At 69.4% G+C, this 19,371-nt stretch carries 17 protein-coding genes; 12 read left to right on the forward strand and 5 right to left on the reverse strand.

What is annotated here, in order from left to right; genetic code table 11:
• Window positions 1-97: 97 nt before the first annotated feature.
• Window positions 98-610, forward strand: a complete 513-nt coding sequence (locus LOKHON_RS13220; RefSeq protein WP_017927150.1) for a CarD family transcriptional regulator — start codon at window positions 98-100, stop codon at window positions 608-610.
• Window positions 611-784: 174 nt separating this feature from the next.
• Here LOKHON_RS13220 and purD read toward each other — a convergent pair whose 3' ends face one another.
• Complete coding sequence (purD, locus tag LOKHON_RS13225; RefSeq protein WP_017927151.1) at window positions 785-2,059, reverse strand: phosphoribosylamine--glycine ligase; 1,275 nt, start codon at window positions 2,057-2,059, stop codon at window positions 785-787.
• Window positions 2,060-2,193: 134 nt separating this feature from the next.
• On the opposite strand from purD, the gene LOKHON_RS13230 reads away from it, so the two are divergent.
• Both LOKHON_RS13230 and xseA read left to right on the forward strand, forming a co-directional pair.
• Entirely contained in the window at window positions 2,194-2,589 is a 396-nt protein-coding gene (locus LOKHON_RS13230; protein ID WP_162561808.1) for a hypothetical protein, read from the forward strand.
• 40 nt (window positions 2,590-2,629) lie between these two features.
• On the forward strand, window positions 2,630-4,177 hold the full coding sequence (gene xseA, locus LOKHON_RS13235) for an exodeoxyribonuclease VII large subunit (protein ID WP_017927153.1): 1,548 nt from the start codon (window positions 2,630-2,632) through the stop codon (window positions 4,175-4,177).
• On the opposite strand, the gene LOKHON_RS13240 is transcribed toward xseA, so the two are convergent.
• Window positions 4,174-4,596: a hypothetical protein gene (locus LOKHON_RS13240; RefSeq protein WP_017927154.1), complete on the reverse strand. Its 423-nt coding sequence runs from the start codon at window positions 4,594-4,596 to the stop codon at window positions 4,174-4,176. The genes xseA and LOKHON_RS13240 overlap by 4 nt on opposite strands.
• A gap of 213 nt (window positions 4,597-4,809) precedes the next feature.
• Here LOKHON_RS13240 and ftsY point away from each other — a divergent pair, with 213 nt between their 5' ends.
• The gene (ftsY, locus tag LOKHON_RS13245; protein WP_017927155.1) at window positions 4,810-6,093 is read left to right on the forward strand and encodes a signal recognition particle-docking protein FtsY; all 1,284 of its coding nucleotides are present in this window, start codon (window positions 4,810-4,812) and stop codon (window positions 6,091-6,093) included.
• Between the two features lie 3 nt (window positions 6,094-6,096).
• Here the strand turns inward: ftsY and LOKHON_RS13250 are convergent, their stop codons facing one another.
• On the reverse strand, window positions 6,097-6,582 hold the full coding sequence (locus tag LOKHON_RS13250) for an MgtC/SapB family protein (RefSeq protein ID WP_017927156.1): 486 nt from the start codon (window positions 6,580-6,582) through the stop codon (window positions 6,097-6,099).
• A 166-nt stretch (window positions 6,583-6,748) separates the two neighbouring features.
• On the opposite strand from LOKHON_RS13250, the gene LOKHON_RS13255 reads away from it, so the two are divergent.
• Complete coding sequence (locus tag LOKHON_RS13255) at window positions 6,749-7,348, forward strand: inner membrane-spanning protein YciB (RefSeq protein ID WP_017927157.1); 600 nt, start codon at window positions 6,749-6,751, stop codon at window positions 7,346-7,348.
• A gap of 74 nt (window positions 7,349-7,422) precedes the next feature.
• Here LOKHON_RS13255 and LOKHON_RS13260 read toward each other — a convergent pair whose 3' ends face one another.
• Entirely contained in the window at window positions 7,423-8,124 is a 702-nt protein-coding gene (locus LOKHON_RS13260; RefSeq protein WP_017927158.1) for a glutathione S-transferase family protein, read from the reverse strand.
• A gap of 209 nt (window positions 8,125-8,333) precedes the next feature.
• Between LOKHON_RS13260 and metZ the strand changes: the two genes are divergently transcribed.
• The 4 genes from metZ (at window position 8,334) to LOKHON_RS13280 (ending at window position 13,899) form a co-directional block, all read left to right on the forward strand.
• The gene (metZ, locus tag LOKHON_RS13265) at window positions 8,334-9,509 is read left to right on the forward strand and encodes an O-succinylhomoserine sulfhydrylase (RefSeq protein ID WP_036082656.1); all 1,176 of its coding nucleotides are present in this window, start codon (window positions 8,334-8,336) and stop codon (window positions 9,507-9,509) included.
• Window positions 9,510-9,640: 131 nt separating this feature from the next.
• Window positions 9,641-10,750: a GTP cyclohydrolase FolE2 gene (gene folE2 / locus LOKHON_RS13270; RefSeq protein WP_051059629.1), complete on the forward strand. Its 1,110-nt coding sequence runs from the start codon at window positions 9,641-9,643 to the stop codon at window positions 10,748-10,750.
• A gap of 99 nt (window positions 10,751-10,849) precedes the next feature.
• Complete coding sequence (locus tag LOKHON_RS13275; RefSeq protein ID WP_017927161.1) at window positions 10,850-12,298, forward strand: TrkH family potassium uptake protein; 1,449 nt, start codon at window positions 10,850-10,852, stop codon at window positions 12,296-12,298.
• The gene (locus tag LOKHON_RS13280) at window positions 12,295-13,899 is read left to right on the forward strand and encodes a thiamine pyrophosphate-binding protein (protein WP_017927162.1); all 1,605 of its coding nucleotides are present in this window, start codon (window positions 12,295-12,297) and stop codon (window positions 13,897-13,899) included. The genes LOKHON_RS13275 and LOKHON_RS13280 overlap by 4 nt, the downstream gene beginning before the upstream one ends.
• Window positions 13,900-13,901: 2 nt before the next feature.
• On the opposite strand, the gene LOKHON_RS13285 is transcribed toward LOKHON_RS13280, so the two are convergent.
• Window positions 13,902-15,659, reverse strand: a complete 1,758-nt coding sequence (locus LOKHON_RS13285; RefSeq protein WP_017927163.1) for a serine protease — start codon at window positions 15,657-15,659, stop codon at window positions 13,902-13,904.
• Window positions 15,660-15,837: 178 nt separating this feature from the next.
• On the opposite strand from LOKHON_RS13285, the gene LOKHON_RS13290 reads away from it, so the two are divergent.
• Genes LOKHON_RS13290 through glyS form a run of 3 tightly spaced genes read left to right on the forward strand, consistent with a single transcriptional unit; the run spans window position 15,838 to window position 19,336 of the window.
• Window positions 15,838-16,758 carry a glycine--tRNA ligase subunit alpha gene (locus LOKHON_RS13290; RefSeq protein WP_017927164.1) on the forward strand — a complete coding sequence of 307 codons (921 nt, stop codon included), beginning with the start codon at window positions 15,838-15,840 and terminating at the stop codon, window positions 16,756-16,758.
• On the forward strand, window positions 16,755-17,276 hold the full coding sequence (locus LOKHON_RS13295) for a DUF6446 family protein (RefSeq protein WP_017927165.1): 522 nt from the start codon (window positions 16,755-16,757) through the stop codon (window positions 17,274-17,276). The genes LOKHON_RS13290 and LOKHON_RS13295 overlap by 4 nt, the downstream gene beginning before the upstream one ends.
• The gene (gene glyS / locus LOKHON_RS13300; protein WP_017927166.1) at window positions 17,276-19,336 is read left to right on the forward strand and encodes a glycine--tRNA ligase subunit beta; all 2,061 of its coding nucleotides are present in this window, start codon (window positions 17,276-17,278) and stop codon (window positions 19,334-19,336) included. The genes LOKHON_RS13295 and glyS overlap by 1 nt, the downstream gene beginning before the upstream one ends.
• The last annotated feature ends 35 nt before the right edge of the window (window positions 19,337-19,371 follow it).

The following is a 19,371-nucleotide window of genomic DNA, read 5'->3' on the forward strand; positions in this document are numbered from 1 at the left end:
TGATCCCATCTGGCCGTAGCTGCGCCTGACGGACCTTACGGTTCGCCGGGCTCTTTTCGTGTCGAACGTCCGGTGAGGATCTCCCAGGAAGGACATCATGAGCAAGAAGAAGAACGAATTCCGTCCCGATGATTTCGTCGTCTACCCCGCGCATGGCGTCGGCAAGATCGTCTCGATCGAGGAGCAGGAAGTGGCAGGCATGTCGCTCGAGCTTTTCGTGATCTCCTTCGAAAAGGACAAGATGACGCTGCGCGTGCCGACCCACAAGGCCACCGAGGCCGGTCTGCGCTCGCTGTCCTCGCCCGACGTCGTGGCCCATGCGCTCAAGACCCTCAAGGGCAAGGCCAAGGTCAAGAAGGCGATGTGGTCGCGCCGCGCGCAGGAATACGAGCAGAAGATCAATTCCGGCGACCTGATCGCCATCGCCGAAGTGGTGCGCGACCTGCACCGCGCCGACGACCAGCGCGAGCAGTCCTATTCCGAGCGCCAGCTCTACGAGGCCGCGCTCGAGCGGCTGATCCGCGAGATCGCCGCCGTCTCGGGCAATGACGAGACCGCCGCCGCCCGCGAGATCGACGGCGTGCTGGTCAACCGCGCCGCCGCCGCCTGATTCCCGAAGCGTCGGGAAAGAGAGGGCCGTGCCGAAAGGCGCGGCCCTTTGTCGTGGCACGTGACCGCACCGGGGCGCCGGCGTATTTTCGGAATGGTGAAGCCGGAGCGTCCCGCTCCCCTTTCACCATTCCTCAAATACGCGAATGCCGGGCGGCGGCCCGGTGCGCTCCGCTCAGGCGTCCTGCGGCAAGGCCCGCCAGCCGATGTCGCGGCGGCAGAATCCCTCTGGCCAGTCGATCGCATCGACCATCCGGTAGGCCGCGTCGCGCGCCTGCGCCAGCGTCTCGCCTCGCGCCGTGACGTTGAGCACGCGGCCGCCATTGGCGGTGATCCGGCCCTCCCGCGCGGCCGTGCCCGCATGGAACACCATGGCCGAGGCGCTTTCTTCCTGCGCGTCGAGACCTCGGATCTCGGAGCCCTTGTCATAGCTGCCGGGATAGCCCTTGGCCGCCAGCACCACGGTGAGCGCGTGATCCTCGGCCCATTGCGCCTCGACCGCGTCGAGCCGCCCCTCGGCGCAGGCCTGGATCAGGTCGAGCGCCTGGCCCCCGAGCCGCATCATCAGCACCTGGCATTCGGGATCGCCGAAGCGGACATTGTATTCGACGAGCCGCGGCTGCCCGTCCTCGATCATCAGCCCGGCATACAGCACGCCTTGATAGGGCGTGCCGCGCCGCGCCATTTCGTGCATGGTCGGGCGGATGATCTCGTCGAGCGCCTTCTGCGCCACTGCCGCATCGAGGATCGGGGCGGGGGAATAGGCGCCCATGCCGCCGGTGTTGGGGCCGGTGTCACCATCGCCCACGCGCTTGTGATCCTGCGCCGTGCCGATCGGCAGCACCGTTTCGCCATCGACCAGCACGAAGAAGCTGGCCTCTTCGCCCTCCATGAATTCCTCGATCACCACCTCTGAGCCTGCCGCGCCGAATTCGCCGCCGAACATGTGATCGAGCGCCGAGGCCGCCGCGTCGCGTTCGGTCGCGACCACGACGCCCTTGCCGGCGGCCAGCCCGTCGGCCTTGATGACGATCGGCATCTTCTGCTTGGCGAGGTAGCCGCGCGCCGCCTCGAGATCGGTGAAATGCGCATAGGCGGCCGTCGGCGCATGCGCCGCGTCGCAGATCGCCTTGGTGAAGCTCTTGGAGCTTTCGAGCCGGGCCGCCGCCGCCGAGGGGCCGAACACCTTGAGCCCGGCGGCGCGGCAGGCATCCGCCACCCCGGCGGCCAGCGGCGCCTCGGGACCGATGATGACGAGATCGACCGAGTTGTCGGAGGCAAAGCCCGCCACCGCGTCGCCGTCGAGGATGTCGATCGCGGCGCATTCGGCGATCTGCGCGATCCCGGCATTGCCGGGGGCGACGATCAGCCGGTCGCATTTGGGGTTTTGCAGCACCGCCCAGGCGATCGCATGTTCGCGTCCGCCGGACCCGAGGATGAGAATGTTCATGATCGCGTCTCCTGCGCCGCTTGTCGTCAGGGCCGCTTCTATGCGCGTGGTGCCGCAGGGGCAATGACATGGCCGACCGGCCGGTTCGAGCCGATTGTCGAAAAAATGCTTGGCCTTGGCGTCTGCTCGGTGGCATGCAGCGCACGAACAATTCAGGTGAATGGTTGATGTTTGGTCGAAATCTTGTGATCTCCCTGGTCGCCGCCATGGTCGTTTCTGTCTCCGGCGTTCGGGCGGATCACGCCTCGCTTTCGGACATCTTCATGCACCTGCCTCCTGCCGAGCGGCGCGTGGTGCAGGTGGAGTTGATGCGGGGCGGTTTCTATGAAGGCCCGCTCGACGCCGCCTGGAGCGATGCGACCTCGCTTGCGCTGTTCGGTGCCGCGGATTTCCTGTCAACGCAGGCCCGCGTCGACGCCCGGCCCGACATGAGCTCGCCCGAGGGAATCGCGGCCTTTCTGTCCGCCTTGTCGCAGCGGGCCTATGCGGACCGGCTCTATGGGGAGAAACGCGGCGCGACGGGGTTCTAGCCCCGTTGCCCCCTGCGCCGGGCTGGTGCAGACAGGTCGCATGGATCTGTTCGAGGACAATGCCCCCGACACGGGGGGCAACGCGCATGAGTTCACCGTCTCCGAGATTTCGGGGGCGGTAAAGAAGACCATCGAAGGCGAATTCGGCCATGTCCGGGTGCGCGGCGAGGTGGGCCGCGTCACGATCGCACGCACCGGCCACATGTATTTCGATCTCAAGGACGACCGCTCGGTGCTGGCCTCGGTCAGCTGGAAGGGGCAGGTCGCCAAGCTGACGCATCGCCCCGAGGAGGGCATGGAGGTCATCGCCACCGGGCGCATGACGACATTCGGCCCGCAGTCGCGCTACCAGCTCAATGTCGAGGAGGTGGTGCCGGCGGGGGCGGGCGCGCTGATGGCGATGCTGGAGAAACGCCGGCAGGCGCTCGCCGCCGAGGGGCTCTTCGACGAGGGGCGCAAGCGACCGATCCCCTACCTGCCCGAGATCATCGGCGTCGTCACATCGCCCACCGGCGCGGTGATCCGCGACATCCTGCACCGGTTGCGCGACCGCTTTCCGCGCAAGGTGCTGGTCTGGCCCGTGGCGGTGCAGGGCAAATCCTCCGCCGCCGAGGTGGCCGCCGCGATCCGCGGTTTCAACGCCATGACACCGGGCGGCGCGCTGCCGCGCCCCGACCTCTTGATCGTCGCGCGCGGCGGCGGCTCGATCGAGGATCTGTGGGGCTTCAACGAGGAAATCGTCGTGCGCGCCGCCGCCGAAAGCGCGATCCCGCTGATTTCGGCGGTGGGCCACGAGACCGACACGACGCTGATCGACCACGCCAGCGATCGCCGCGCGCCGACGCCGACGGCGGCCGCCGAGATCGCGGTGCCGGTGCGGGCCGAATTGCAGGCCGATCTCGCGCAGCTCGGGGCGCGGCTCGAACAGACGCTGCATGGCGGGATCGACCGCCGGGCCGAACGTCTGCGCGACCTGTCGCGCGCGCTGCCGCGGCCCGAGGCGCTGCTGATGGGACCGGCGCAGCGGCTCGACGCGCTCGACACCCGGCTGCCGGGCGCGCTGCGCGCCGCCATCGCCAGAAAACGGATCGAGCTGTCGGATCATCCGCTGCGGCCCGGTCTCGCCACCCGCGCGGTCGAGCGGGGCCGCGACCGGCTCGGCGCGGTCGCGGGGCGGTTGCCGGGCGCGCATCGCGCCGGGCTGGCGCAAAAGCGGATCAGGCTTCAGGGGCTGCGGTTGAGCCCCGAGGCGCTTGGCCGGACCATCACGCAGGAGCGGCGCGGCCTGCACCAGATCGCCGCGCGGCTGCGCCCCGATCTGGTGCAGGCGCCGCTCGCCCAGCAGCGCGACCGTCTTACGGCGCTGGCGCGGCTGCTCGACACGCTAAGCTACAAGTCGACCCTCGCGCGCGGTTACGCCGTGGTGCGCGGCGATGGGCAGGTCGTCACCACCCTCGCTGCGGCGCAGGCGGCCACGACGCTGGAGATCGAGTTCCGCGATGGCCGGATGCAGACCGGCGCGGGGGCCAAGCCCAAGCGCGCGGCCAAGCCCGCAGCCTCCCCGCCCGAACAGGGCACGCTGCTCTAGACCCCGGCCTCGGGTTGGCAAAAGAGCGGCGTGTCGCTGTCTTGGGTCTCATAGAGCTGCGGCACCTCGGGGTCGTTGACGAAGGCGGCGCTGAGCCGTCCGCCCTCCTCGTAGAAATGCCAGCATTCCGGCCCGGTGCCATCTTCATAGGCAAAGCAGATCGCGCCCGCATTGGGATACCATTCGCCGTCGAGGCAGCGCCCGTCGAGAAAGGACCACGTCACCTGGCGGTCGGGGCCGTAGCGTTCCTTGCCGTAAGGGGCGCCGCCGCTCTGGTAGGTCAGGGTGCGGCCCTGCACCCGTGCGGCGAACTCCTCCGCGCTGAGCGGCACAGAGGCGGTATCCGGCGCCTGCGCCGCAGCGGCAAGGGCGCAAAGCGCGAGCAGGGCCGAAAGGGCGATCGGTCGAAGCGGCATCATGCGCCCAAGGCTCTCACTCCGCCGCCGCCGCGGCCAGCCCTTTCGTGGCGGCTGCGCGCCAATCCGCCATGCGGCGCCCGGGGGCGGGGTGGCGGCGAGGATGGCCACGGCGATGGAGATCCCGGGGGCCGCGCGGGGGCGCTCCCTTTCCAAGCCCCCCTGCAAGGGTTAGGTGAGAGAGGTAACAGCAAAGACAGCAGGACCGGGCGGCGCATGTCCTTTTTCGGAAAACTCAAAGACCGGCTCTTTACCTCTTCCTCCAAGCTCGATCGCGGGCTCGAGGAAATCGTCGAAGAGGGCGCGCAGACCACCGACGCGCCGCAGGAAGCCGACCCCGATGGTGCCGAGGCCAGCCCGGCGCCCGGGCCGGACCATGCGCCCACGCCGCAGCCCGAGCCCGAGCCCGAAGCGCAGCCCGAGCCCAGCGCCCCCGCCGGGCCGCGCCCGGCCACGCCCGATGCCGAGCCGCCCGTCGCCCCGCCGGTCACCCCCGGCATGCCCGCCGCCCCGGTGACGCCGCCCGCGCCGCCGGTCTCCACCCCGCGCGCGCCAGAGCCCGAAGCCGCGCCCGAAGCCACCGCTGCGCCCGCGCCGACGCCGGAAAAGCCCGGCCTGCTGGGCCGCCTGTTCGGCAAGAGCACCGCCGCCGCGCCGCGCCGCGAGCTTGACGATGCGATGCTAGAGCGGCTCGAGGAATTGCTGATCCAGTCGGACATGGGCGTCGAGACGGCGCTGCGCGTCACCGCCAACATCGCCGAAGGGCGGATGGGCCGGAAGCTGTCGGTCCCGGAGATCAAGGACCTGCTGGCGGGCGAGATCTCCCGTATCATGGAGCCGGTCGCCCGCCCCATGCCGATCTACGCCAAGACACCGCAGGTGGTGCTCGTGGTCGGCGTCAACGGCTCGGGCAAGACCACCACCATCGGCAAGCTCGCCTCCCAGTTCCGCGATGCCGGGAAATCGGTGGTGATCGCCGCGGGCGACACCTTTCGCGCCGCCGCCGTCGAACAGCTGCAGATCTGGGGCGACCGCGCCGGCGTGCCGGTGATGACCGCGCCGCAGGGCACCGATCCCGCCAGCCTCGCCTATGACGCGATGGCAAAGGCGCAGGCCGATGGCGCCGATCTTCTGCTGATCGACACGGCGGGGCGGCTGCAGAACCGCGCCGACCTGATGGAGGAGCTGTCGAAGATCGTCCGCGTGATCCGCAAGAGGGACCCGGAGGCGCCGCACAACACGCTTCTGGTGCTCGACGCCACCACCGGTCAGAACGCGCTGAGCCAGGTCGAGATCTTCCGCAACATCGCCGACGTGTCCGGTCTCGTGATGACCAAGCTCGACGGCACCGCGCGCGGCGGCGTGCTGGTCGCGCTTGCCGACCGCTTCGGCCTGCCGATCCACGCGATCGGCGTGGGCGAGCAGATCGACGATCTTGCCCCCTTCGACCCCGAGGAGTTCGCCCGCGCGCTCACCGGCGCGGAGGGCGACCTGGCCTGATCCTCAGTCATGCCAGCCGAGGACCCGCTCGACCTCGCGCAGCAGCATCAGCACCACGACCACCATCACGCTCGCCATCGCGGCGAGCGGGATCTGCCCCGCGCCGCAGCCCAGCCCCACGGCCCCGGCAAGCCACAGCGATGCCCCGGTTGTAATGTTGCGCACCTCGCCCTTGGCGGTGAAGATGATCCCCGCGGCAAGAAAGGCCACGCCCGAGGTCACCGCCTCGATCAGGCGCAGCGGGTCGATGCGCCGGTCATCCGTGCCGCCGAAATCGAGCTGCGTGACTTCCTGGCCCAGCATCACGAACAGCGCCGCCGCCAGCCCCACGAGGATATGGGTGCGCAGGCCTGCGGGCTTGCCGCGCCATTCGCGCTCGATCCCGATGAGACCGGTAAGGAGAATCGCCGAGAACAGCCGCACCGCCGCCACGAAGGGCGACGTCGCGCGAAAGCCGGTGGTGAGGTCGGTGAGAAGCGCCTCGATCATTGCCCCTGGTCCCTTCTGGCGTTGTCCCTTCTGGCGTTTTTCTGACAACGGGGCAGCCGCGGCGCGGTTCCGGCACCGCCTTGGGCGGGTGCGGCCCGCCGGCTCTGGCCGAAACGGGCCGCAGCGCATATGTCTGCCGCGCAGCTGACAAGGAGACCGACCGAGCATGGCGCAACGCAACATCAGCCCCTGGCTCAAGCAGGCGCTGGAGCTGGGCCCGACATTGGCCTTCTTCCTCGTCTATCTGCGGCTCAAGGAGGACAGCTTCGTGATCGCGGGCACCGAGTATTCGGGCTTCATCCTCGCCACGCTGATCTTCATCCCGATCCTGCTCGCCGCGATGGGCGCGCTCTGGGCGCTGACCGGGCGCTTGAGCCGGATGCAGGTCTTCACCGCCTTCATGGTGATCTTCTTCGGCGGGCTGACCGCGTGGTTCAACGACGAGCGGTTCTTCATGATGAAGACCACCATCGTCTACGGCCTCTTTGCCGCGATCCTCGCCACCGGGCTGGTGCTGCGCCGCAGCTGGCTCGAATGGGTGATGGGCGAGGCGCTGCCGATGCAGCACGAAGGCTGGATGCTGCTCACCCGGCGGCTCATCGCGGTATTCACCGCGCTCGCCATCGCCAACGAAATCGTCTGGCGCACCCAGAGCGAGGAGCTTTGGGTCAAGATCGAGACCTTCGCCTTCCCGGCGGTGCTGTTCGTGTTCCTGTGGCTGCAGATCGCGGCGCTGCAGCGCTACATGATCGAACCGGAGAAATAGCCGCTGCGGCGGGGGTTGCGTATTTGGGGAACAAAGTTGCCGCCGGGCGCCGAAAGGCCCCGGCGGTGTCGCGTTCAGCGGGGGCCGAACATGTGCTTTTGCTGGTCGCGATCCGCCGTGCCCTGCCGCTTGTCGAGATGCAGCGCCACGCCCCGCGCGGTGGCGGGCCGCGCCTCCAGCCCGTCGAGCCAGCGTTTCATGTGCGGGAAGCTTTCGATGCCCTGGTCCTGGCGTTGCCACAGCCGTGCCCAGGGAAAGATCGCCATGTCGGCGATCGTGAAATCGGGACCGGCGACGTATTCGCTTTGGGCAAGCTGCCGGTCGAGCACGCCGTAGAGCCGGGCCACCTCGGTTCTGTAGCGGTCCTTGGCGTAGGGGATGTCCTGCGGCGGATCGAGATCGGGCGCGTAGCGCAGGAAATGATGCGCCTGTCCGGCCATCGGACCGAGCCCGCCCATCTGCCACATCAGCCACTGGTCCACGGCGATGCGCGCGCGCTCCGTTTCGCCGCAGAAGCGGCCGGTCTTGCGCGCGAGGTATTGCAGGATCGCGCCGCTTTCGAAGATCGAGATCGATGCGCCGTCGGGGCCCTCGGGATCGGTGATCGCGGGCATCCTGCCATTGGGCGACAGCGCGAGGAATTCGGGACTGCGCTGCGCGCCGACGCCGATGTCGACGAGGCGGACGACATGCGGCAGGCCCATTTCCTCGAGCGCGATGGAGACCTTCCAGCCGTTCGGCGTGGGCCAGTAATACAACTCGATGGGGGCGGGCATGGGGCAGGTCTCCTGTTGCGGCGGGCCGAGACTGGCATGGCCTGCCGGGGATGCAAGGGGCGGTGGCAGGGCGGGGCCGCGTGCTTGACCGGGCCGGGGCCGGGGGCTATCGCGACGTCAGACGACGGCGCCCGGATCGGGGCAGGGCCATGCGCCGTGCCGCGCGCCCCGCGCCGCACCGGAACACCCGAAGGCCCGGAGGCCCTGACATGACCGACTACCGCAAGCGCACCCGCGCCGTTCACGCCGGCACCCGCCGCAGCCAGTATGGCGAGGTGAGCGAGGCGATCTTCATGACGCAGGGCTTCGTTTATGACAGCGCCAAGGCCGCCGAGCAGCGCTTCGTCAAGATCGAGGGCGACGAGTTCATCTATGCCCGCTACGGCAACCCGACCGTGGCGATGTTCGAGGACCGGCTCGCCAGCCTCGAAGGCGCCGAGGCCGCCTTTGCCTGCGCGAGCGGCATGGCCGCCGTCAACGGCGCGCTGACCTCGATGCTCAAGGCGGGCGATCACGTCGTCTCCAGCCGGGCGCTGTTCGGCTCCTGCCTCTATATCCTCGAGGAGATCCTGCCGCGCTACGGCGTCGAGGTGAGCTTCGTCGACGGCAAGAACATCGACGAGTGGAAGGCGGCGATCCGTCCCGACACGGCGGCGGTGTTCTTCGAAAGCGTCTCGAACCCGGCGCTCGAGGTGGTCGACATCGCCGCCGTGGCCGAGCTGGCCCATGCCGTCGGCGCCAAGGTGGTCTGCGACAACGTCTTTGCCACCCCGGTCTATTCCGACGCGATCGCCCAAGGGGCGGACGTGGTGGTCTATTCCGCGACCAAGCATATCGACGGGCAGGGCCGGGCGCTGGGCGGGGTCATCCTCGGCACCGAGGAACACATCCGCGGCGTGGTCGAACCCTACATGAAGCACACCGGCGGATCGCTGTCGCCGTTCAGCGCCTGGATGATGCTCAAGGGGCTGGAGACGATCGAGCTGCGAGTGAAGGCGCAGACCCAGAGCGCGCAGCGCATCGCCGAGGCCCTGTCGCAGGAAGGCAAGCTCGCGAAGGTGCTCTATCCGGGGCTGCCCGCGCATCCGCAGCACGACCTCGCGATGCGCCAGATGGGCGCCGGCGGCACCGTGGTGGTGTTCGACGCAGGCTCGCGCGAGGCGGCCTTCGCCATCTTGAACGCGCTCGACATCGTGATCATTTCCAATAATCTCGGCGACGCCAAGTCGATCGCCACGCATCCCGCCTCGACCACGCATCAGCGCCTGCCCGAGGCGCAGAAGGCCGCGCTCGGCATCACGCCGGGGCTGATCCGGCTTTCGGTCGGGCTCGAAGATGCCGAGGATCTGGTCGAAGATCTGTCGCGCGCCATCGCCAACCTGTGATCTTACGGAAAACATGGCAGAAAAATGGCCAGGTGGACGTCGCGTCAAGCGTGAATGTCTGGTAACGGATTCTATACTAAAGTAGTTGAATATCCGGAGGAGCCCGTATCGTGACCCAAGCCACCCGTGAGCTGCACCGTGCGGCGCCGCCCGCCACCGCCAAGGCAGGCGGCCCCGGTCGCGACGATGCCGCCGCCGCCCTCAAGCTGCTGCGCGACTGGGCGGCTGCGGCCACGCCCGAAGAGGTCGCCACGCTCGATCCGCTGGTCGGGCGGCTGGTGCCGGGCCGCGAGCTGCCGAACTACCCGGCGCTGGCGCGCGCTTACCCGGAGGATTTCGTCGTCGACGAGGCCTATCGCGACATGCTGCCCGACCTGCAGAACGGGCCGTCGAGCCTGATTCGCGGCGCCGCGCGGGCGATCCAGCATGTCGGTATCTCGAATTTCCGTCTGCCGATCCGGTTTCACACCCGCGATGGCGAGGACATCGCGCTTGAGGCCAGCGTGACCGGCACGGTCAGCCTCGAGGCCGAGAAGAAGGGCATCAACATGTCGCGCATCATGCGGTCCTTCTACCGCCATGCCGACAAGACCTTCTCCTTCGAGGTGATCGAGGCGGCGCTGGCCGACTACATCGCCGATCTCAAGAGCTTCGACGCGCGCATCCAGATGCGGGTGCGTTTCCCGATGCTGCGCCCGTCGCTGCGCTCGGGCCTGTCGGGCTACCAGTATTACGACCTGACGCTGGAGCTGATCGAGCAGAAGGGCGTGGCCAAGCGGATCGTGCATCTCGACTACGTCTATTCCTCGACCTGCCCGTGCTCGCTGGAGCTGTCCGAGCATGCCCGCCAGTTCCGCGGCCAGCTCGCCACGCCGCATTCGCAGCGTTCGGTGGCGCGGCTCTCGGTGGTGGCCGAGCCGGGCCCGGTGCTGTGGTTCGAGGATCTCGTCGAAATGGCGCGCCGTGCCGTGCCGACCGAGACGCAGGTGATGGTCAAGCGCGAGGACGAGCAGGCCTTTGCCGAGCTCAACGCCGCCAACCCGATCTTCGTCGAGGACGCGGCCCGGCTGTTCGCCGAGCAGCTCATGGCCGATCCGCGCGTGGGCGATTTCCGGGTCATGGCCAGCCACCAGGAGAGCCTGCACAGCCACGACGCGGTGAGCCTGCTCACCGAAGGGCCGACCTTCGCCGCCGAGAGCCTCGACCCCAAGCTTTTCGCCAGCCTGCTGCACGCGGGCTGACGGTGGCGCAGGGGCGCGGCGCGGCGCGCGGGCCACGCCGGCCCGTGCGCCGTCTCACGGCTTGTTGACAGGGCCAAGAGGGTGGGCCAACGCTCCCTCATGATCGACCTGCGCCCCGTCGGATACGTCAATGGCCTGCTCCTGTCGGTGCTCGGGCTCACCATGCTCGGCCCGATGCTGGCCGACATTGCCGCGCAGAACGGCCATTGGCCGGTGTTTCTCGAAAGCGCGGTGCTGACGCTGCTCACCGGCATCCTGATGGCGCTGTCGTGCCAGAACGGCGTGAAGCCGAAGCTGACGCTGCGCCAGACCTTTCTGCTGACCTCGTCGGTCTGGATCGCGCTGCCGTTCTTCGGCGCGTTGCCCTTCATGCTGGGCGCTTCCGGCAGCGGTCTCACCGACGCGGTATTCGAGGCGATGTCTGGGATCACCACCACCGGCGCCACGGTGCTGTCGGGGATCGAGGAGCTGCCGCGCGGGCTTCTGCTGTGGCGCGGTATCCTGCAATGGCTCGGCGGCATCGGCATCATCGTCGTGGCCATGGTGTTCCTGCCCGAGCTGAAGGTCGGCGGCATGCAGGTGTTCCGCTCCGAGGCCTTCGAGACGATGGGCAAGATCCTGCCCCGCGCCGCCGAGATCGCGAGCGGCATCGCGGTGATCTATGTCGGGCTGACGCTGGCCTGCGCGCTGGCCTACATCACCACCGGCATGGAGCCCTTCGACGCCGTGGTCCACGCCATGACCACCATCGCCACCGGCGGCTTCGCCAATTCCGATGCCTCCTTCGCCGGCTACGGGGCGGGGGTGCATTACGTCGGCGCGGTGTTCATGTTTCTCGCGGCGCTGCCCTTCGTGCGTTACGTCCAGCTTGCTGCGGGGCAGGCGCGGCCCTTGCTGCGCGATACCCAGGTGCGCGACTTCTTCCTGACGATCATGGTCTGCGTGCTGCTGATCTCGCTGTCGCTGGCCACCTACACGCATGGCTTCACCGAGCGGGCGTTTCGCGAATCCCTGTTCAACGTGGTGTCGATCATGTCGGGCACCGGCTATGCCAGCGCCGATTACATGGGCTGGGGCCCGTTCCCGGTGGCGATGTTCTTCTTCATCGGGCTGATCGGCGGCTGCGCCGGTTCGACCGCCTGCTCGGTCAAGATCTTCCGCTACCAGATCCTGTTCGCCTCGATCGGCGCGCAGATCCGCAAGATCCACCAGCCGCACGGCATCTTCACCCCGCGCTATGACGGGCGGCCGGTGCCGTCGGACGTGCTGTCCTCGGTGATGTCGTTCTTCGTCGTGTTCATCGTCTCGATCGGCATCACCTCGGTGCTGCTGTCGCTGACCGGGCTCGACTTCATCACCTCCGTCTCCGGCGCGGCCACGTCGATCGCCAATGTCGGTCCCGGCCTCGGCCCGATCATCGGCCCCGCCGGCAACTTCCAGCCTCTGCCCGAGGCGTCGAAATGGATACTCATCATGGCCATGTTCATCGGGCGGCTCGAACTTCTCGTCGTGCTTGTCGTCGTCACCCGCGAGTTCTGGCGGTCATGAGCGGGGCAGGGACCGAGGCGCGCCCCTTTGGCGTTCGGATCGCGGCGGCGCTCGCGGATCGCGGCGTCGAGGTGGTGTTCGGCATTCCGGGTGTCCACAATCAGGAAATCTATCGCGGCATCGATGCGGCCGGGCTGCGTCACGTGCTGGCGCGGCACGAACAGGGCGCGGGCTTCATGGCCGACGGCTATGCCCGCGCCACCGGCAAACCGGGCGTTGCCTGCGTGATCTCGGGGCCGGGGCTGTGCAACCTGATGACGCCGCTGGGCCAGAGCTGGTCCGACAGTGTCGCGGTGCTGGCGCTGTCGTCATGCCTGCCGAATGGCGGCCCGCCCGATCACCGGCTGCACGAGATGCGCGACCAGCGCGGCGCCGCCGCCACCGTGACGGCCTGGTCCGAGGAAGCGCGCGACGCCGATCACGCCTATGCGCTGCTTGACCGGGCCTTCGCGGGCTTCGCCGCCCGGCGCGCGCGGCCCGTGCACCTGCAACTGCCGATCCCGCTTCTTGAGGCGGGCGCCGCGCCGCCGCCGCCCGCGGTTCGGCCGCGCGGCCCCGAGGCGCCCGACCCCAACCTCGTGACCCGTGCCGCGCGGTTGCTCGCCGAGGCGCGCCGTCCGCTCCTGATTCTCGGCGGCGGGGCGGCTGGGGCCGCGCCGCAGGCCCGCGCTCTGGCCGCGCGTCTCGGTGCCGCGAGCTTCACCAGCACCGCCGGGCGCGGCGTCATCGCGCCGGGCGATCCGCTGCATTACGGCAGCTTTCTAGCGCGGCCCGGCAGCGCCCGCGAGATCGCCCGCGCCGACGTGGTGCTGGTGGCGGGCTGCGCGCTGTCGGAGACCGATCTGTGGCGTCCGAATCCGGGCTTCGACCCGGCGGCGCGGGTGATCCGGCTCGATCTCGACCCCGCGATCCTTGCTGCCGATGCGCGCTCCGAATTGCGGCTGGCGGGCGATGCGGGGGCGGGCATGGCGATGATCGCGGCGGCGCTGGGGCCGGGGGCCGCGCATGCGGAGTGGCAACCCGACCGGATCGACGCCGCGCGCCGCCGCTGGTTTGCTGAGATCGATGCCGAACGGCCGGGGCTTCTGCCGGTGATCGACGCGCTGCGCGCGGCGCTGCCGCCGAACGCGATGGTGTTTTCTGACATGACCCAGATCGCCTATGCCGCGGTCGAGGCCTGGCCCGCGCCCGGTCCGGGGCTGTGGCATCACCCGTCGGGTTTCGGCACGCTGGGCTATGCGCTGCCCGCCGCGATCGGCGCGGCGGTGGGGCGACCGGACGCGCCGGTCGTGGCGCTGGCGGGGGATTACGGGCTGCAATACACGATCCCCGAACTGGGCACGGCGGTCGAGCTGGGCCTGCCGCTGCCGGTCGTGGTCTGGGACAATGGCCGCCTGGGCGAAATCGAGGCCAGCATGCGCGCGGCCCAGATCGCGCCGCATGCGGTGCACCAGCGCAACCCGGATTTCTGCGCTCTGGCCCGCGCATGGGGCGCGCTGACCGAGGCGCCAGAAAGCCTCGACGCGATCGCCCCGGCGCTGGAGCGGGCGCTGGAGGCACAGGGGCCGACGCTGATCCGGCTCACCCCCGATATCGTCTGAGCCTACTCCCAGCAGCTCACGAGGGCGGTCATCTCCCCCGCGCGGCGGGCCACCGCCTGAACGGTGCCGTCGATGCGCGCCTCGGTGCGCCGGGCCTCGATCCCGGCGGCGCCGAGCGCCTCCAGAACCGTGTCGCTGTCGAGCGCCAGCGCCACGCCCTCGGGCAGCACCCGGCCCGGCTGCCGGTCGCCATCGAGCAGAAGTCCCAGCACCGCGCCACCCATGTCGAGCACCGGCCCGCCCGCATCGCCGGGCTGGGCGGTCAGGTCGAGCCGCTTGAGATCCTCTTCGCCGCCGGGGCCGCGAATGTCGGCCAGCCGCCCGAAGGTCGCCGCCGCCATCGACAGCGCGCCGCCATAGGGAAAGCCCGCGACCGCCACCTTGTCGCCGATCCGCGGCACGCCGGTCTGGAAGGTGGCGACCCCGCGTGGCGCGATCGGCGCCGCCGGGCGCAAGAGCGCCAGCCCCGAGGCCGCGTCCTGCATGACCACCTGCGCGCCGCGCAGCCCGTCGATCGCCACGTCGCCGCAGTCTGCCACCGCTTGGGCGGTGGTGGCGACGGTGCCGCCGTCATCGACGAAGACGCCCGCCCGCTCGCGCAGCGGCGTGCGGATCTGCAGCCCCGAGACGAGATCGATCGCCTGCTCCTCGTCGGCGGGCGCGTCGGCGCGGCTCAGGACGCCGGGCAGCACCTTGAAGCTCGATTGCATCTCGGAAAGCAGCCGCGCGCGGCGGGTCTCGTCGCCCGCGGGCCAGACCAGCGCGAATCCCTTGATCGCACCATCCGACAGCTGCGCCTCGACATGGGTGACACGGTCGTCATTCGCGCCCTCGATGACGAAGCTTGTCCGGTCGAGCCCGCGCGGCCCCTCCGGCGGCACGATCTCCAGCGTCTGCAGGATCTCGTAGAGACCGGCGAGCCGGCGCGCATCGCCCGGCTGGGAAATCAGCAGCACCCGCGCCTGCGTCTCGCCGGTCGCGTCGTAATGCACGAAGGGCGGTTTGACCGGGCCGCGCGCGACCAGCGCGGTGGGCAGCGCGATCTCGATCCCCGCCTGCGCGTCCGTGACGGGGTCGAGCCCGAGCCCGTCGAGCACCGCGTCATAGGCCGCGAGAAGCGCCGCGCGCTGGGTCGTGGTCAGCACGCCGGTGTCGGTATAGCCGTTCTGCCGCTGCCACTCGGCCATGGCCGCGCGGGTGCCCGCACCAAAAGCGCCGTCGATGCCCGCCGCATAGACCCCGGCCCAGCGCAGCGCCACCTGCAGCCGCTCGCGCGCGGGCCGGTCGAGCGCGGCCTCCGAGGCGCGGGCCTCGGCCAGCGTCTCGCGCGGGGCGGTGGTGCCGGTTTCGGCGGGGGCAGACTGCTGCGGGGCGGGGGTGTCGGAGACCGGTTCGGGGGCCGTTTCGGGGGTGCGGGCGGCGGGCGCATCGCCGCGCGCGCCCACGGGCCAGAAGCGCGCGCGGAATTGCGCGCCATCGGCCAGGAAGGCGTCGCCCGGGATCGCGCCCGCCGATTTCAGCTCGCCCAGAAGCCGCCGCGCCTCGGTCGTGTCATAGGGGCCCAGCGCGATGCCGTACCAGCCGGTGCCGAGCGCATAGCCCGACACCGCGTCGAACCGGCCCGCATAGGCCCGCGCGCGCGCTTCGGCGCGGCTCAGCGTCGGCAGCGCCTCGACCTGCAGCCACACGCCGCCGTCCTGCGCCCAGCCGGGGCTCGAGAAAAAGCCGGTGGCGAGCAGGGCTGCAAGCAGTCGTTTCATGTGAATAGCGCGTCCCGTTGTGCTGGATCTGGCCGCTGACAATAGCACTCCCCGGCCCGGGGGCCATGGCAAAGCGCCGCGTGGGCCGGGCCTGTTGCGCCCGCGCGCCATGATTGACCCTCTGGGCGGCGCGCCGTAAGCAGGCCCGCGATCCGTGACCCCGCGAGAGGCCCCCAAGATGACCGACGCTCCCCGCTCCTTTCAGGAGATCATCCTGCGGCTCCAGTCCTACTGGGCTTCCAAGGGCTGCGCCGTGCTGCAGCCTTACGACATGGAAGTGGGGGCGGGCACCTTCCACCCGGCCACGACGCTGCGCGCGCTCGGCTCGAACCACTGGGCCGCGGCCTATGTGCAGCCCTCGCGCCGCCCGACCGACGGGCGCTATGGCGAAAACCCGAACAGGCTGCAGCACTATTACCAGTACCAGGTGATCATCAAGCCGAGCCCGCCGGACCTGCAGGAGCTCTATCTCGGCTCGCTGCGCGCGATCGGCATCGACCCGACCCTGCACGACATCCGCTTTGTCGAAGATGACTGGGAAAGCCCGACGCTGGGTGCGTGGGGGCTTGGCTGGGAGGTCTGGTGCGACGGCATGGAGGTGTCGCAGTTCACCTACTTCCAGCAGGTCGGCGGGCATGACTGTCGCCCCGTTTCGGGCGAGCTGACCTATGGTCTGGAGCGGCTCGCGATGTATGTGCTCGGCGTCGATCACGTCATGGAGATGCCGTTCAACGACCCCGACGCGCCGATCGCGCTCAAATACGGCGACGTGTTCCGCCAGACCGAGGAGGAATATTCGCGCCACAACTTCGACACCGCCACCACCGAGATGCTGCTGCGGCATTTCGAGGATGCCGAGGCCGAATGCGCGAAGATCCTGTCGGCCCCCGCCGAAGACCCGCGCACGGGCAAGCGCATCGTCATGGCGCACCCGGCCTATGATCAGGCGATCAAGGCGTCGCATTTGTTCAACCTGCTCGACGCGCGCGGCGTGATCTCGGTCACCGAACGGCAGGCCTATATCGGCCGCGTTCGCGCGCTGGCCAAGGCCTGCGCCGATGCCTTCGTGACCACCGAAGCGGGCGGCGCGGCCGCATGATCACCCGCATCGTCATCTCGGTGCTGCTGGCCTTCGCGCTCCTGTCGGGCGTGCTGATGTGGTACCTGCAGGTCTATGCCTATTACGACGAGCTGACGCCCGCGCAGGTGGGCGAGGTCGTGGTGCTCGACGACCGCGCCAGCCCGGTGCCGGTCGCCGTGTCGAACCTGCGCGCGATCGACAGCGACAGCTCGCCGATCCGTTTCCGCGCCTGCATGGATGTCGAGGACAGCGCACCCTTCGAACACGCCGTCGCGCATGAGCGGGCCGAGCCGCTGGTGGCGCCGGGCTGGTTCGACTGCTTCGACGCGCGCGAGGTGGGCGAAGCGCTCGAGAGCGGGCAGGCCACCGCCTATGTGTGGAAGCTCAACGAACCTTATGGCATCGACCGCGTCCTCGCCGTGATGCCCGACGGGCGCGCGCTCGCCTGGAACCAGATCAACGTCTGCGGCGAAGTCGTCTTCGACGGCGACCCGGCGCCCGCCGGCTGCCCGACCCCACCCGAAGGGACCAATTGATGCCCGACCTGCTGATCGAACTGTTTTCCGAGGAAATCCCCGCGCGCATGCAGGCGCGCGCCGCCCAGGACCTCAAGCGCATGGTGACCGACGGCCTCGTCGAGGCGGGCCTGACCTATGCCTCCGCCGGGGCGTTCCACACGCCGCGCCGTCTTGCGCTTTCGGTCGAGGGGCTCTCCGAGGCCAGCCGCGACACCGTCGAGGAGCGCAAGGGCCCGCGCACCGATGCGCCGGAAAAGGCGCTCGAAGGCTTCCTGCGCTCCACCGGCCTGACGAAGGATCAACTCGAGATCCGCGACGAGAAGAAGGGCCAGGCCTATTTCGCGCGGATCACCCATGAAGGGCGTCCCGCCGAAACGATCGTGGCCGAGGTGCTGACGGCGGCGATCCGCAACTTCCCGTGGCCCAAGTCGATGCGCTGGGGCGCGGGCGATCTGCGCTGGGTGCGGCCGCTGCACTCGATCCTGTGCATCCTGTCGGACGAGCAGGGCGCGCGGGTGGTGCCGATGGAGGTCGACGGCATCGCGGCGGGCGATTCCACGCGCGGCCACCGCTTCATGGGGCCCGACGCGTTTTCCGTCACCTCCTTCGAGGATTACGAGGCCAAGCTGAAGCGCGGCTGCGTGCTGTTGCGCGCCGATGAGCGGGCGGAGACGATCTGGTCCGAGGCCTCGTCGCAGGCCTTTGCCCAGGGGCTGGAACTGGTCGAGGATCGCGGGCTTCTCGACGAGGTCGCGGGTCTCGTCGAATGGCCCGTGGTGCTGATGGGCGAAATCGGCGCGGACTTTCTCGACCTGCCGCCCGAAGTGCTGCAGACTTCGATGAAGGAGCACCAGAAGTTCTTTTCGGTGCGCGATCCGAAATCGGGCAAGATCACCCGCTTCGTGACCGTCGCCAATATCGAGACGCGCGATCACGGCGCGACCATTCTCGCGGGCAACGGCAAGGTGCTGTCGGCCCGTCTCGCCGATGCCAAGTTCTTCTGGGAGAACGATCTGCGCGAGGTGCGCGAGCACGGGCTCGAAGGCATGGCCGCGGGGCTCTCCAACGTGACCTTCCACAACAGGCTCGGCAGCCAGTCCGACCGCATCGCCCGCATCGCGGCGCTGGCGCGCGAGATCGCGCCGCAGGTTTCGGCCGATGCCGACGACGCCGAGCAGGCCGCGAAGGTGGCCAAGGCCGACCTGCGCTCGGAAATGGTCGGTGAATTCCCTGAGCTTCAGGGCCTGATGGGGCGCTATTACGCCCAGGCGCAGGGGTTGAAGCCCGAGATCGCCGCCGCCGCGCAGGAGCATTACCAGCCGCTCGGCCCCTCGGACGCCGTGCCCGCCGCCCCGGTCTCGGTCGCCGTGGCGCTGGCCGACAAACTCGACACGCTGGCGGGCTTCTGGGCGATCGATGAAAAGCCGACCGGCTCCAAGGATCCCTTCGCGCTGCGCCGCGCGGCGCTGGGCGTGATCCGTCTGGTGCTGTCGAACGGGCTGCGGCTGAAGCTGCGGGATCTGATCGCCGCCGCCGATGACCGCGCCAGCGCCGACGACCTGCTGTCGTTCTTCCACGACCGTCTCAAAGTGCATCTGCGCGCCGAGGGCATCCCGCATGACGTCATCGACGCCTGCATCGCCATGCCCGGCAATGACGACCTGACGCTTCTGGTTGCCCGCGCCGAGGCGCTGGCCGCCTTCCTCAAGACCGAGGATGGCGAGAACCTGACGCAGGGCTTCAAGCGCGCCAACAACATCCTGACGCAGGCCGAGACCAAGGACGGGGTCGAGTACTCCTACGGCGCCGACGCGAAATTCGCCGAAAGCGCCGAGGAAAAGGCGCTGTTCTTCGCGCTCGACGGCGCGCAGCCGAAAATCGACGCCGCCATGGCGTCCGAGGATTTCGGCGCCGCGATGGGGGCGATGGCGAGCTTGCGCGCGCCGATCGACGCCTTCTTCGAGGCGGTGCAGGTCAATGCCGACAACCAGCTTTTGCGCCGCAACCGGCTCAACCTGCTGTCGCGCATCCGCACCACCTGCGGCGCGGTGGCGGACCTGACGAAGATCGAAGGCTGAGGCCTGCCGGAAAGGCCGTGCTTGGCGGATCGCCT

Origin of the sequence: Limimaricola hongkongensis DSM 17492, from assembly GCF_000600975.2 — a bacterium.
Lineage (GTDB): Bacteria > Pseudomonadota > Alphaproteobacteria > Rhodobacterales > Rhodobacteraceae > Limimaricola > Limimaricola hongkongensis.